The 14,205-nt window shown below is 73.2% G+C and carries 11 protein-coding genes; 5 read left to right on the top strand and 6 right to left on the bottom strand.

The annotated features are described in order from the left end of the window. Positions 1-18: 18 nt before the first annotated feature. Positions 19-1,779, top strand: a complete 1,761-nt coding sequence (locus ACFY7C_RS13300) for a phosphatidylglycerol lysyltransferase domain-containing protein (protein ID WP_389648368.1) — start codon at positions 19-21, stop codon at positions 1,777-1,779. Further along, a complete protein-coding gene (locus ACFY7C_RS13295; protein WP_389648366.1) occupies positions 1,776-2,498 on the top strand; it encodes a hypothetical protein in 723 nt (240 codons plus the stop codon). The genes ACFY7C_RS13300 and ACFY7C_RS13295 overlap by 4 nt, the downstream gene beginning before the upstream one ends. On the opposite strand, the gene ACFY7C_RS13290 is transcribed toward ACFY7C_RS13295, so the two are convergent. Beyond that, positions 2,438-3,202: a hypothetical protein gene (locus ACFY7C_RS13290; protein ID WP_389648363.1), complete on the bottom strand. Its 765-nt coding sequence runs from the start codon at positions 3,200-3,202 to the stop codon at positions 2,438-2,440. The genes ACFY7C_RS13295 and ACFY7C_RS13290 overlap by 61 nt on opposite strands. Before the next feature lie 77 nt (positions 3,203-3,279). Here ACFY7C_RS13290 and cobS point away from each other — a divergent pair, with 77 nt between their 5' ends. After that, positions 3,280-4,044: an adenosylcobinamide-GDP ribazoletransferase gene (gene cobS / locus ACFY7C_RS13285; RefSeq protein ID WP_389648360.1), complete on the top strand. Its 765-nt coding sequence runs from the start codon at positions 3,280-3,282 to the stop codon at positions 4,042-4,044. Positions 4,045-4,059: 15 nt separating this feature from the next. On the opposite strand, the gene ACFY7C_RS13280 is transcribed toward cobS, so the two are convergent. The 5 genes from ACFY7C_RS13280 to ACFY7C_RS13260 are packed head-to-tail and all read right to left on the bottom strand — an operon-like array spanning position 4,060 to position 10,642. Next, entirely contained in the window at positions 4,060-4,848 is a 789-nt protein-coding gene (locus ACFY7C_RS13280) for an endo alpha-1,4 polygalactosaminidase (RefSeq protein WP_389648357.1), read from the bottom strand. After that, positions 4,845-5,480 carry a spherulation-specific family 4 protein gene (locus ACFY7C_RS13275; RefSeq protein WP_389648354.1) on the bottom strand — a complete coding sequence of 212 codons (636 nt, stop codon included), beginning with the start codon at positions 5,478-5,480 and terminating at the stop codon, positions 4,845-4,847. The genes ACFY7C_RS13280 and ACFY7C_RS13275 overlap by 4 nt, the downstream gene beginning before the upstream one ends. A 9-nt stretch (positions 5,481-5,489) precedes the next feature. Next, positions 5,490-6,938, bottom strand: a complete 1,449-nt coding sequence (locus tag ACFY7C_RS13270; protein ID WP_389648351.1) for a hypothetical protein — start codon at positions 6,936-6,938, stop codon at positions 5,490-5,492. Beyond that, on the bottom strand, positions 6,935-8,443 hold the full coding sequence (gene pelF / locus ACFY7C_RS13265; RefSeq protein ID WP_389648348.1) for a GT4 family glycosyltransferase PelF: 1,509 nt from the start codon (positions 8,441-8,443) through the stop codon (positions 6,935-6,937). The genes ACFY7C_RS13270 and pelF overlap by 4 nt, the downstream gene beginning before the upstream one ends. Positions 8,444-8,485: 42 nt before the next feature. Further along, positions 8,486-10,642, bottom strand: coding sequence for a hypothetical protein (locus ACFY7C_RS13260; RefSeq protein WP_389648345.1), 2,157 nt, complete (start codon positions 10,640-10,642; stop codon positions 8,486-8,488). 306 nt (positions 10,643-10,948) lie between these two features. Between ACFY7C_RS13260 and ACFY7C_RS13255 the strand changes: the two genes are divergently transcribed. Both ACFY7C_RS13255 and lpdA read left to right on the top strand, forming a co-directional pair. Continuing rightward, positions 10,949-12,457: a leucyl aminopeptidase gene (locus ACFY7C_RS13255; protein ID WP_389648342.1), complete on the top strand. Its 1,509-nt coding sequence runs from the start codon at positions 10,949-10,951 to the stop codon at positions 12,455-12,457. A gap of 305 nt (positions 12,458-12,762) precedes the next feature. Continuing rightward, positions 12,763-14,151, top strand: a complete 1,389-nt coding sequence (lpdA, locus tag ACFY7C_RS13250) for a dihydrolipoyl dehydrogenase (RefSeq protein ID WP_389648339.1) — start codon at positions 12,763-12,765, stop codon at positions 14,149-14,151. The last annotated feature ends 54 nt before the right edge of the window (positions 14,152-14,205 follow it).

The raw sequence follows: 14,205 nt of genomic DNA, 5'->3' as shown, positions 1-14,205 counted from the left end.
CCCATATGATCGCTTTTCATGGGAGAGGTCCGTTTGTCCACCGAAGGAGCGCCCCAGGGCACGGTCCGTTCGCGGCGCAGCGCCGCGTTCGCCGTCTGGTATCTGCGGGTCGTCACGTTCGTCAACTTCCTGAGCGCCGTGTGGGTCTCGTTCGGCCAGGACCTGCGCCGGCACAACGAGGACGACTTCTTCACCCCGTACATGCTCACCGCCGGCTTCGCCTCCGGTGTCTTCACGCTCTTCCTGGCGATCACGATGCGCCGCCGCAAGCGGGCCGCGTGGATCCTGAACCTCGTGCTCTGCGGGCTCTTCCTGCTGCTGTTCGCACTGGTGATGTTCTTCCCCGAGGTACGGCAGCACGCCCAGAACTGGGTGTCCCTGGTACTGACGGCCGCCTTCTTCCTCGCGCTGCTGCTCGGGCGCAGGGAGTTCTACGCCAAGGGCGACCGCTCCAATCCCCTGCTGGCGGCGGGCGTCGCGGTCGGCGGGCTGCTCGTCACCTCGCTGCTGGCCGCCGCGCTGGTGACGGTCACCAACACCTCGGCCGGCCACTCCACCTTCCTGGAGCGCTGGCACTACGGGGTGATGCGGCTCGTCACGCTGGCCGCCGACGACGCGCGCTTCGCCGGGATCGCCACGCCCGGCTGGGTCGACGTGGTCATCAACGTCATGTCCACCGTGCTGCTCTTCGCGGTGCTCTTCGCCGCCTTCCGCTCCCGGCGGGCCGTCGACCCGCTCACCGAGGAGGACGAGGACCGGCTGCGGGCCCTGCTCGACAAGCAGGGCGAGCGGGACTCGCTCGGCTACTTCGCACTGCGCCGCGAGAAGAGCGTCATCTGGTCGCCGAGCGAGAAGGCGGCCGTCACCTACCGGGTGGTGGGCGGGGTGTCGCTGGCCTCGGGCGATCCGATCGGTGACCCGGAGGCCTGGCCCGGGGCCATCGAGCCCTGGCTGGCCGAGGCCCGCGAGCACGGCTGGATCCCGGCGGTGATGGGGGCGAGCGAGGAGGCCGGCACCATCTACGCCCGGCACGGGCTCGACGCGCTCGAGCTGGGCGACGAGGCGATCGTGGAGACCGACGAGTTCACCCTGGACGGGCGGGCCATGCGCACGGTCCGGCAGGCCTACAACCGGGTCAAGCGGGCCGGGTACCAGGTGCGCATCCGGCGCCACGAGGACATCCCCGCCGGCGAGATGGACGAACTGCTCCGCAAGGCCGACGACTGGCGCGACGGCGCCACCGAGCGCGGCTTCTCCATGGCGCTCGGCCGGCTCGGCGACCCCCGGGACGGTCGCTGCGTGATGCTGGAGTGCACCGACGACCAGGGAGAGCTGCGGGCGCTGCTGTCCTTCGTGCCGTGGGGGCCGAAGGGGCTGTCGCTGGACCTGATGCGGCGTGACCGGGAGTCCGAGAACGGCCTGATGGAGTTCATGGTCATCGAGCTGCTGCAGCGGGCGAAGGAGATCGGGATCACGCAGGTCTCGCTGAACTTCGCGATGTTCCGGTCCGTCTTCGAACGCGGCTCGAAGCTCGGGGCGGGACCCGTGCTGCGCATGTGGCGTTCGCTGCTCAGCTTCTTCTCCCGCTGGTGGCAGATCGAGTCGCTGTACCGCGCCAACGCCAAGTACCGACCGATCTGGGAGCCCCGATTCATGCTCTTCGAGAAGAGCGCCGACCTGCTGCGGATCGGCCTCGCGGCGGGGCGCGCCGAGGGCTTCCTCGAGGCCCCCGGACTGCCCAAGTGGCTGCACCGCAGGCATCTGGAGGGTCGGCGTTGACCCCCTCGCCCAAGGGCTTCGCACGACGGGAGTGGGGGCCGCTCTTCGGCACCGTACGGGCGGCGCTGGTCGCGCGCGGGTGGCGGGCGATCCCGATGACGCTGGCCGCCGTCTGCCTCACCTCGCTGTTCCAGATCGTGCAGAACCAGGACTGGGGCTATCAGCCGGTGCAGGACATCGGCTCGGTGCGGGCCGAGGACCCGCTGTGGCTCGCCCTGCTGCGTACCCCGCTGTCGCTGTTCGTGCCGGCGCTCGACCTGCCGGTGTGGGGGGCGCTCGCGCAGATCCTGCTGGTCTTCGGTATCGCCGAGATCTGCCTGGGCCGGTGGCGGACGCTGGCGCTGGCGTACGTGGCGACGCTCGCCGGCACGCTGTACGCCCGGTTCGGCATCGCCCTCGGTCCCGACAGCCCGCTGGGGCTGCCCGCCTCCGACCGGCTGGTGGTGGACACCGGCCCCTCGGCGGCGGTGGTCGGCCTCGCCGTCTACGTGTCCTGGCGCTATCGGGCCTGGTGGACCGGGGGCCTGGTGATCGTGGCGATGGTCGTCGAGGTGATGATCAAGAACAACCTGGCCGGCAAGGAGCACCTCGCCGCGATCGCGGCGGTGCTGGTGCTGATCGCCGTCCGGGAGTGGTGGGAGCGCCGGCGCCGGCCGGGTCAGGACGGGGTGGAGCCGCGGCCCGGGACGCGCTCCTGGAAGCCGCCGATCAGGTCCTGAACCTTCCGGCGCACCCGGGTCCAGCGCTTGTCGTGCCGGTAGGCACGGACCTTGGCGCGGGCCCGCGCCCGGTGGCGGCGGGCGTAGAGGCGCCGGGACCACCAGGAGCCGGGGCGGGCCAGGCGTACCGCGCCGACGATGGCGACGAAGGGGATCAGGGTGCCGAGCACGGCCATCCGGAACTTCCCCTTCACCGCGGTGACGAGGACGAGCAGGAAGTTCAGGCCCAGGGTGAGCAGGAAGGAGGCCCGGTCCTGCCGCTCGTCGGCCGTCATGTCGTCGACGCCCAGCGGGGAGAAGCCGGCGAGGGCGAGCAGGACGAGCGCCGCGGTGAGGACGACGACCTCGACGCTCTTGCGGCCGTCCTCCGACCAGTAGACGTCGTCGAGGTGCAGGATCAGCGCGAACTCGTCGAGCACGAGCCCGGCACCGATCCCGAAGACCACGGCGAAGACCGCCGATCCGACGCCGTGCCGGCCGCTGCCGACCGCCCCGAAGCCCCCGAGGATGGTGAGGACGACCCCGGGGACCACATGGTGGATGTGCAGTCCGCCCGTGGAGACGTTGCGGAAGGGCCCCTTGCCGGCCCGGATGAGCCGGGTGACGGTCCGGGTGACCAGGAAGGTCAGCACGAAGGAGGCCAGGGCGAGGAACAGCGGGAGTTTCCCGGGTTCGACGATGTTGCGCGAGAACCAGTGACCCATTGCACCCTCTGCCGGTTGGTCAGCTTTCTTGCAGTATGGCCGATTTGAGCATCGACCCGGGCACTACCCTTCCCCGGATGGACGGCCTGCGTTTCGCCTTCGGCACCCTCACCGTGCTCCCCGCCCGCGTCACCCGCTGGGACCGCGACGCGGCACGCGCCGGGATGCTCTGCGCCCCGCTCGCGGGCCTGGTCGTCGGGCTGTTCGCGGCGGCGGTGGGCGGCGGGTTCCTGCTGCTCGGCTCGGGGCCGCTGCTCGCCGCCGTGCTGACCGTCGCCGTGCCCGCCCTGCTGACCCGCGGGCTGCACCTCGACGGCCTCGCCGACACCGCCGACGGCCTCGGCAGCGCGAAGCCCGCCGAGGACGCGCTGCGCATCATGAAGCAGTCCGACATCGGACCCTTCGGCGTGATCACCGTGCTCTTCGCGCTGCTCGCCCAGGTGGCGGCGCTGCACGAGCTCTACGGGCGGGGCTGGGCGCACGGCGCGGTCGCCGCCGCCCTCTCCGCGACACTGGCCCGCCTCGCCCTCACCCACGCCTCCCGCCACGGCGTCCCGCCCGCCCGCCCCGAGGGCCTCGGCGCGATCGTCGCCGCCACCGTCCCCCTCCGCGCCGCCACCCTCGCGACCGCCGCGGTCCTCCTCCTGTGCGCGTCCTCCGGCGCGCTCTTCTCCTGGTACGACGCCGCCCGCACCGTGCTCGCCGCCCTGGCCGCCCTCGGCGTGGCGGACCTGCTGCTGCGCCGGTGCGTGCGGCGCTTCGGCGGGGTGACGGGCGACGTCTTCGGCGCGGTGGAGGAGACGGCGCTGACGGTGGCGCTGGTGGCGCTGACGCTGGGGTGAGCGTGCCGCGCGGGGCTAACAGGCCCGGCGCCATGCCCCCAGGTCGTACTGCTTGCGCATCGAGCTCAGGCCGAGGCGGCGGGTCCCGGGGCAGAAGTCCTGGGGGTCCAGCCCGTATTCGACGTGGAAGACGGCCTTGCCCGCCTTCACGAAGGGGGTCAGGAGCGCGCACTCCTCGTACTGGGCGCACTGTTCGTTGACCGCGAAGTCGAAGTCGTCGAGGAGCTGGGGGATCTGGTCCAGGTCGTTCTTCAGGCCGACGGCGAGGCCGCGGTCGTGGGCCAGCCGGGCGATCAGGCGGTTGTAGCGGAGCTGGTCGGCGGCGGTGAGGGGGAAGCCGGTGGGGTGGGTGTAGCCGTCCATGTTGTCGGGTTCCACGGCGTCGAAGCCCTTGGCGCGGCACATGTCGAGGCGGGCGGCCATCAGGGGGGCGAGGAGGTCGGTGCGGCGGATGTCGAGCCAGCGTTCGCCCGGCCAGCCGTTGCCCTTGCCGAGGAGCGTCTCGGGGAAGCGGTCGGCGTCGGGGCGGAAGTCCTCCCAGGCGCCGGTGGACAGGTAGCAGACGACCTTGCGGCCGCGGCGGTGCAGGTCGGCGACGGTGGCCGCGGGGTGGTCGAAGCCGTCGATGTCGTAGACGGGAACGTCCACGGACGGGTCGAGGCGGCCGCTGAGCTGCCACTGCCAGGCGAGGCCGGGGCCCGGTCGCCAGCGGGGCGAGGCCTTTCCGTCCGGGTCCGGCGCCGTCGTGCAGCCCGCGAGCAGCAGCAGGACCAGGAGGGGCAGGAGGAGCGGGGGGCGTCTCATCGGGCGGGCTCCAGGGTGTGGGGCAGCGTGCCCCAGGGGTGCGCGCCGGTGCCGGGGACCGCGCAGTGGACCGGGGTGGCGGGGCGGGCGTCGGCGGGGGCCGCGTACACCAGGTGGCAGTAGTGGTCGGCGACCGGGAGGTCCAGGCCTCGGTAGGCGTCCCAGGGGCCCTCGAAGGTGACGAGCAGGTCGGCGAGTTCCTCGTAGCCGGGAGCCGGGTGGGCGCCGTGGTTGAGGACGAGGGTGCGCGCCCCGGCGGCCCGCGCAGCGACCGTGAGGCGGCGGTAGTGCGGCAGCGCGGCCGGCTCGGTCGGCACCTGGTCGAGGAAGGCGCCGTCGGCCCCGTACCAGTCGCGGTGCCGGACCAGGTCGGCGACGACCTCGGGGTGCGGGCGGCGGCCGTAGTCGGTGTCCGCGTAGCCGAGCACCCGCACCCCGGCGTCCCGGAGCCGGGCGGCGACCTCGGCGAAGGCGGGGTCGGGCGCGTGGCCGGCCCCGCTCGCCGGGTTGAGCACCACTCCGTAGAGGGCGGGGGCCGCGGCGACGACGGCGGCCCAGTCCTCGGGGCGGTCGGCGGGGTGCTCGTAGAACGGCACCAGGAGGGAGGCGGAGGCGGTGGTCGAGGGAGTCAAGTCCGGCCCCTAGAAACGGTGGGCGGTCGGTCGTACGAGCAGAACACACGTCAGCACGCCCAGCAGGGCCGCCGCCGCGCCCGCGCCCACCGGTCCCGCCGCCGGGGCGAGGGCCTGCGTGGCGGCGGCGAGCAGACAGACCACGGCCGCGCCGGCGACCGCGCCGAAGGCCTGGAGCAGCAGCCCCAGCCACAGCACCGCGCCGACGAGGAGCAGCGAGCCGGTCCGCGCGGCGGAGACGGCGGCGGCGCCGGGCCACAGCAGCGCGGCGGTGACGGTGAGGACGACCAGCACGGCGAGATAGCCGCCGAGGCAGCCCGCGAGCGTCGCCGTGACGGCGCGGCGGAACTCGGACGCGGTCGTCAGCAGCCGCAGCCGGGCGAGGGTCGCGCCGCGGAAGCGGTGCAGGAGCCATTCGGCCGGGCCCATGGAGAGGGTGAGCGCGAGGACGGCGTCGGGGCCCGCGTACAGCACGAGCAGCCCGCTGCCGAGGCCGAACAGGCCGTACGGCAGGGAGGCCGCGAGCGGCGGTCCGCCCCTGCCCCGGGCGGGCCGGGCCATGCCGGGGCGCAGCACCAGCGCCGCGAAGGCGACGGTCGCGGTGAGCGAGAGCAGCAGCAGACCGAGGCGGAGCGGCTCGGGCAGGTCGTGGCGGAAGGCGGGAACGGCGCCGGCGAGCGGGAGGAGCGCGCACAGCAGGGCCCGTTCGCGGCCGAGGACGAGGAGGACGGTGGCCGCGGCCAGATAGAGGGCCTGTCCGGCGCCGAACAGGACGGCGGACCCCTCCCCCGGCCGGGCGGCGGCGGCCGCGGCGGCCGCCCCGGCGAGCGCGCCCGCCGGCGCGCCCATGAGCAGGGCGCGGGCCGCGGCCCGGCGGTCGCCGAGACCGAGCCAGGTGTACGCGCGGTGGGCGAGGGCCTGGTTCCACACCCAGCCGGTGACGGCCCCGGCGAAGAGCGGGACGGTGCCGGGCGGCAGTCCGTGGCGGCCGGGACCGGCGGCGAGCAGGGGCGCGCCGAGCACATAGGCGAGGCCGGGGAGGGCGAAGACGAGGCCGCGCAGGAGGCAGTCGGCGAGGCCGGTGTGCCAGGGGCCGGCCGGCGGGGCCTCGGGGTCGGGGTGGCGGCGCTCGGTCCTGGCGTAGAGGTCCTCGGCGAGGGCGAAGGAGTCGGCGCGGCCGTAGGTCAGGCGGATGTGGTCGTCGGTCATGCCGTCGGACTCGAGGATCGCGGCTATCTCGTCGGGGTGGACGGCGACGGCGGCGAACGCGTCGAGCCGGTCGGCGAGTTCGTCGAGCGGGTCGGCGGCGAGGGCGGTGGCGGGAGCGGTGCGGGGGGCGGGAGCCGTTCCCGGACCACGGCCCGCGGCGGCGCCCGGCGCCGTGCCCCCTCGTTGGCGCGGGAGCGCCGGGAGCGAGTCCTTCATGGTGCCGTTGGTCAGCCAGAGGGAGCCGCTCATGCCCACGCGCCTTCCATCAGTCCGGTGCGCCAGGGGTCGGTGAGGCGGACCGTCCAGTCGTCGGATTCGGTCCTCGGGGCGAGGGGCCGGCCGGCGAGCTCCAGGTAGATGCGGCGGAATCCGTCGACCGAGCGGTGCAGGGTGAAGCGGTCGACGACCCGTTGGCGGGCTCTGCGGGCGAGGTCGGCGCGGCGGGCGTCGTCGCGCAACAGGTCGGTGACGGCGGCGGCCATCACGGCCGGTTCGCGGGGCGGTACGACGAGGCCGGTGTCGCCGACGGCCTCCCGTACGCCGCCGACGTCGGTGGAGACGGTGGCCCGGCCGCAGGACATGGCTTCGATGAGGGAGAAGGGGAATCCCTCGCTGATCGAGGAGAGCATGACGACGTTGCCGGCCGCGTAGGCCCCGGCGACGTCTGAGGTGCGGCCCTCGAAGGTGACGCCGTCGGCGACGCCGAGTTCGGCGGCCAGCTTCTCCAGGCGGGTGCGGTAGTCCTCGTTGCCGGCCGGGACCGGGCCGAACAGGCGCAGCCGCAGCTTGGGGAGTTCGGCGCGGCAGATCGCGTACGCCCGCAAAAGGGTCTCCAGGTCCTTGATGGGGTCGACGCGGCCGACCCAGCTGAGGGTGGGCGTCTCCGGTTCGGGTCCGGCCCAGGGGAAGGCGGTGGGGTCGACGCCGTTGTAGACGGTGCGGATGCGGTCGGCGGGGGCGCCGCCGCGTTCCTCCCAGCGCCGGTTGTACTGGTTGCAGGGGGTGATGAGGTCGGCCTTCCGGTAGCCGAGGGAGTTGAGCTCCCGGTAGAAGCCGAGCAGCAGGGCCTTGACGGGCCAGCGCTGGGCCTCGGTGCGGTAGCCGAGGTAGCGCTCGCGCAGGTAGATGCCGTGCTCGGTGAGCAGGAAGGGCACCCCTTCGAAGTGCTGGGCGGCGAGCGCCGGGAGGGTGGCGAGTCCGCTGGAGACGGCGTGGGCGACGCGGCCCTCGGGGATCTTGGCGGCCAGCGGGCGCAGGGCGTGTTCCAGCAGGTCGTTGGCGGTGAGGGCGTCGTGGACGGTGGGCCGGGCCGCGGCCGTCGGCAGGTGCGGCATGGTCCAGATCCACATCAGCGAGCGCAGGGTCCGCTCGGAGCGCAGGGCGGCGGTGAGCCGTCCCTCGCGGGCGAGTTCGGCGAGGGCGAGGAGCCCTTCGCCGAAGTCGCAGCCTGCGGCGGGGTCGAGGATCGAGAGCAGGAGGCGTTCGTAGGTGTCGAGGAAGCGGCGGCGGGCGGGGCCGCGGGGCGCCCTGCCCCGCCCCGGGGTGCCCCAGAGGGGGAAGGAGGTGTGCAGCGAGAGGTTCGGCGGCAGTTCCCAGGTGACGGGTTCGCGGCCGCTTCCGGTGAGGGCGAGGACCTGGAAGTCGACCTCGGGCATGCCCCGGATCAGCTGGTCGCACCAGGTGCTGACGCCGCCGTGGACGTGTGGATAGGTGCCTTCGGTGAGCATGGTGACATGACGGCCGCTGCTCGGCATGTGCGGTTTCCCCCCGGAACTCAAGCGGCTGGTGACGGCGGTTCAGGCGGTCGGGAGCCGGAGGGTGATGCCGCTCTGGAGCGGTTCCGGTGTGGTCCAGGCCGACCGCGTTCCCGCGTACGGGCTGCCGAAGGCGGCGGTGCCGAGGAGGAGTTGCTTGCGGGTGCCCTCGGGGGCGGTCAGCGGGACGGCCACGCCGGCGGGCGCCTTGACGGTGACGGTGGCGCCGACGCGGTAGGCGGTGACCTGTCCGGCGGCGAGCGCCGTCTCCCAGGCGGTACGGCGGTTCAGCTCGGCTCCGACGTCCCTCTGGCGCGGGTTGACCAGCGGGGTGTTGGCCGCGAACAGCTCGCGGTGGTCGGCGAGGACCTTGTCGAGGACCGGGTAGAGGAGGCGTTCCTCGGCGAGGTTGGACTGGTGGACGTAGTGCGGCCGGGGGTCGTTGGCGAGGACGTGGGAGAGGGCGGTGCGGGCCTCCCGCGGCACGATGTGGGAGGCGTAGCCGGTGGCGGGGTCGAGCGGGGCGGGCAGGCAGGTGGAGGCCGGATCGCTCTCGCAGACGCCGCTGCCGCCGTCGGCGCGCGAGGTGTAGATCCAGTTGTACTCGTCGGTCATCTCGGCGGCGGTGCCCACGTTGTAGTACACGTTCATGGGGTGGCGGGGGACGGTCAGCGCGGCGCCGTAGCCGCTGCCGACGGATCGCTGTGCCGGCTCCCGGGAGTTGTCGCTCGCGGTCCACTTCACGCCGTTGTCGGCGAGCGCGGGGGCGAGGTGGGGGTTGTCCACGGGCTGCTGCGGCAGGGTCCTGAGGCCGGAGTGCTCGCCGGTGACGAGTTCGGTGCGGTCGACGGAGATGCCCTTGCCGCGGGCCCAGTCGAGGTTGTCGCGGATCTGGGCGGAGATCTCGGCGCGGCTCGTCCATCTGATGGCACCGGAGGCGTCCTTGGCGCAGCTCCAGGGGACGGTGCCGGCGTCCTGGACGCAGCCGAGGAAGGGGTGGGTGTAGGTGTGGTTGATCCACCGGTACTGGGCGCGGTCGGCGATCAGGCGGGCGGCGAGCGGGTCGGTGCCGCCGTGTTCGGCCTTCCACTGCTCGCCCTGGCCGCCGTTGTAGACCAGGTCGAGGAGGAGGCCGGAGGACTTCTGCCAGGCGGCGGCGTGGGCGGCGTCGTCGGCGGTCATCCTGATCGGGTTCGCGCCGGCCTCGCCGGCCCCGCCCGGGCAGTCGAGGTCGCCGGGGGTGCAGTCGCGCACGGTGTCCCAGCGGGCGTCGGGGGCGAGGACGTCGTCGACGTGCACGGAGAGGTAGTGGCGGCTCTGCCCGAGGTGGACGCCCTGGGTGAGCCATTCGACGATGCCGCGGGCCAGGACCCGGAACTGACGCTGGTGCGGGTTGTAGGCGAAGGTGACGACGAGCTCGCGCCGCCCGTCGTGGGCGTACTCGCCGACCAGGCTGATCCGGCCGCCGTCCGCGGCGGGCATGTCGAGGTAGCTGGTGTATCCGGCCCGGGGGCGGCCCGCGTAGCCGTAGCTCTCGGCGACGTCCGGGTCGTTGTCCTCGAAGGTCAGCGGGCCGCGCAGATCGCGGAAGGGACCGGCCTGCCCGGCGGGGGTGACATGGGCGCGGGCGCCGTCGAGGACGCCGGACCAGCCGCCGTCCGACGTGTAGTCGAGGCCGACGCCGGGGTGGGCCCAGGTGGAGGCGTCGACCTGCGGGATGCGGTAGGCCTTCTCGTACGCGACGAGCGCGGCGTGCTCGGCGGAGTCGGGGCCGAAGGCGGCCTCGTGCGGCAGGACGACGCCCTGGTAGCGGGCGCGGGGCCGGCCGGTCGCGCCGTCGGCGGGTTCGCTGAGGAAGGCCGGGGTGAGGACCGGGCGGTTCTCGTCGTTCAGGTCGAGGGTGCGGTACGGGACGCCGGAGCCCTTGAGCTCGGCGGTGATCGCCCGGATCGCGCTGCCGCCGTCGTCGACGACGAGCACGGTCAGGTCGATCCGCGGGACCGGCTCGGCGGCGCCCGCCTGCGCGGAGGGCACGACGGTGGCGAGCAGTCCGGCGGCGGCCAGCGCGGCGAGCCGGGGCGCCCGGACCGTGCGGGACGCGCGGGCCGTACGGGACGCGCGGGCCCGGCGGTCCCGGGCGGTGCCCGGGACGGTGGCGGAGGCGGTGGTTCTGGGCGTGCGGAATCGGCCGGAGTCCATCGGTGGGTGTCCCCCCTCGGCAGGTGCCCGCCGGACGGGCGGGGCCTGTGGAGATGTCGCAGATGGGGCGCAGGGCGGCGGGGCGTCCTTGCGCGGTTGAGGCGAGTGTGGGACGAGGCCGACGGGCCGGGGACGTAAACCCGAAAGAGACACCACGGATGAGTGAATCACCGCCGCCGTGAGCGAGACCGGTGAGCGAGCGTAGGCTCATTCCCGGCGCTCATCGGGCCGAAATACGATGCGGCGGGCACGGTCGGCCCATCCCTCGACCGCCACAGAACTCAACGGAAGCGAGATTTCACCACCGTGACTGCTCTCACTCTCAGCACCGCCGGAGCGGCGACGACGCGCGCCGACGCCGTCGTGGTCGGCGTCGCGAAGTCCGGCAAGACGCTCGTCGTGGCCCCCGGCGCCGAGGCCGTCGACCAGGCCTTCGACGGCGGTCTCGCCGCCGTCCTGGAGACGCTGGGCGCCTCCGGCGCCGAGGGTGAGGCGACCAAGCTGCCCTCCCCCGCCGGCCTCAAGGCCCCGGTCGTCCTGGCCGTCGGCCTGGGCTCCGCCCCCGAGGACGGCGAGGCCTACGGCACCGAGGCGCTGCGCCGGGCCGCCGGTACCGCCGCCCGCGTCCTGACCGGCTCGAAGAAGGCCGCCTTCGCGCTGCCGGTCGCCTCCCCCGAGCACGCCGGCGCCATCGCCGAGGGCGCGCTGCTCGGCGCGTACGCCTACACCGCGTACCAGGAGAACGGCCAGGACCGGAAGAAGCCGCTGGCCGAGGTCGCCCTGCTCGGCGCCAAGCCCCGCGACAAGGCCCACAAGGCCGCCGCGGAGCGCGCGGTCGCCGTCGCCGAGGAGATGAACCGCGCCCGCGACCTGATCAACCAGCCGCCGAACGACCTGACCCCGGCCGCCTTCGCCGCCGCCGTGCAGGCCGCCGGCAAGGAGCACGGCCTCAAGGTCCAGGTCCTCGACGAGAAGGCGCTCACCAAGGGCGGCTACGGCGGCATCCTGGGCGTCGGCTCCGGCTCGGCGAACCCGCCGCGCCTGGTCCGCATGGCCTACACCCACCCCAAGGCGGAGAGGACCCTCGCCCTGGTCGGCAAGGGCATCACCTACGACTCGGGCGGCATCTCCCTGAAGCCGGCCGGTCACAACGAGACGATGAAGTGCGACATGAGCGGCGCCGCCGCCGTCTTCGCCGCCGTCGTGGCCGCCGCCCGCCTGGGCCTCGCCGTCAACGTCACCGGCTGGCTGGCGCTGGCCGAGAACATGCCGTCGGGCACCGCCGTCCGCCCGGGCGACGTGCTGCGCATGTACAGCGGCAAGACCGTCGAGGTCCTCAACACGGACGCCGAGGGCCGGCTGGTCCTCGCGGACGCGCTGACCAAGGCCTCCGAGGAGAACCCGGACGCGATCGTCGACGTGGCCACCCTGACCGGCGCGATGGTTCTGGCGCTCGGCAACCGCACCTTCGCCGTCATGGCCAACGACGACGACTACCGCACGGCGATCCACCAGATCGCCGAGGAGGTCGGCGAGCAGTCCTGGCCGATGCCGCTGCCGGCGGACCTGCGCAAGGGCATGGACTCCCCGACCGCGGACATCGCCAACATGGGCGAGCGGATGGGCGGCGGCCTGGTGGCCGGCCTGTTCCTGAAGGAGTTCGTGGGCGAGGGCATCACCTGGGCGCACCTGGACATCGCGGGCCCGGCCTTCCACGAGGGCGCCCCCTACGGCTACACCCCGAAGGGCGGCACGGGCTCCTCGGTGCGCACCCTGGTGCGGCTGGCGGAGCTCACCGCCGAGGGCGAGCTGTAGGCACGGCGCACGGCGCGGTGAACACGGCGCGGTGAACGGACACGGCCCCCGGCTCCTTCGGCCCGGGGGCCGTATCCGTTCGCCCGCGACGAAATCCGTAGGTTCGTACGCCTCCGCCGTCCGCCCGTACGGACGATCGGCCGTCTCAGTGCCCGGCCCCGCGTCCCGCCGTCCGGCAACAAGTGCGAAGATGGGTTCTCGGCAGGACAGGGCCCCCACCACAGGGCCGAAATAAAGCGGCCGGAACCAGCCGCCGCCCCGTCACCGAAGACGGGCGACGAGCGCACATGCATGGAGGACGTGACGTGGCGAACGACGCCAGCACCGTTTTCGACCTAGTGATCCTCGGCGGCGGTAGCGGCGGTTACGCCGCGGCGCTGCGCGGAGCGCAGCTGGGCCTGGACGTCGCACTGATCGAGAAGAACAAGCTCGGCGGCACCTGCCTGCACAACGGCTGCATCCCGACGAAGGCGCTGCTCCACGCCGGCGAGGTCGCCGACCAGACGCGCGAGGCGGAGCAGTTCGGTGTCCGGGCCTCCTTCGAGGGCATCGACATCAAGGCCGTGCACAAGTACAAGGACGACGTGATCTCGGGCCTGTACAAGGGTCTGCAGGGTCTTGTCGCCTCCCGCAAGGTGACCTACATCGAGGGCACCGGTCACCTGTCCTCCCCGACCTCCGTCGACGTGGACGGCCGCCGCGTCGAGGGCCGTCACGTCCTCCTCGCCACCGGTTCCGTGCCGAAGTCGCTGCCCGGTCTGGAGATCGACGGCAACCGGATCATCACCTCGGACCACGCGCTGACCCTGGACCGGGTCCCGGAGTCCGCGATCATCCTCGGCGGCGGTGTCATCGGTGTCGAGTTCGCCTCGGCCTGGAAGTCCTTCGGCACCGACGTCACGGTCATCGAGGGCATGAAGCACCTCGTCCCGGTCGAGGACGAGAACAGCTCCAAGCTGCTCGAGCGCGCCTTCCGCAAGCGCGGCATCAAGTTCAACCTGGGCACCTTCTTCCAGTCGGCCGAGTACACCGAGAACGGTGTCAAGGTCACCCTGGCCGACGGCAAGACCTTCGAGGCCGAGGTGCTGCTCGTCGCGATCGGCCGCGGCCCGGTCTCGGCCGGTCTCGGTTACGAGGAGCAGGGCGTCGCGATGGACCGCGGCTACGTCCTCGTCGACGAGTACATGCGGACCAACGTGCCCACGATCTCCGCGGTCGGCGACCTTGTCCCGACGCTCCAGCTCGCGCACGTCGGCTTCGCCGAGGGCATCCTGGTGGCGGAGCGGCTCGCCGGTCTGAAGACCGTCCCGATCGACTACGACGGCGTGCCGCGGGTGACGTACTGCCACCCGGAGGTCGCCTCCGTCGGCATCACCGAGGCCAAGGCCAAGGAGATCTACGGCGCGGACAAGGTCGTCGCCCTGAAGTACAACCTCGCGGGCAACGGCAAGAGCAAGATCCTGAAGACCGCGGGCGAGATCAAGCTCGTCCAGGTCAAGGACGGTGCCGTGGTCGGCGTCCACATGGTCGGTGACCGCATGGGCGAGCAGGTCGGCGAGGCGCAGCTGATCTACAACTGGGAGGCGCTGCCGGCCGAGGTCGCGCAGCTCATCCACGCCCACCCGACGCAGAACGAGGCACTCGGCGAGGCCCACCTGGCCCTGGCCGGCAAGCCTCTGCACTCGCACGACTGACGCTCACGTCATCTACGGGCGCGACGACCACTTTCCGCAATTTCGTGAGGAGCA

Source organism: Streptomyces sp. NPDC012769 (genome assembly GCF_042901205.1).
GTDB lineage: Bacteria > Actinomycetota > Actinomycetes > Streptomycetales > Streptomycetaceae > Streptomyces.
The sequence above is the reverse complement of the archived record's forward strand: the minus strand, read 5'-3'. Positions and strand labels throughout refer to the sequence as shown.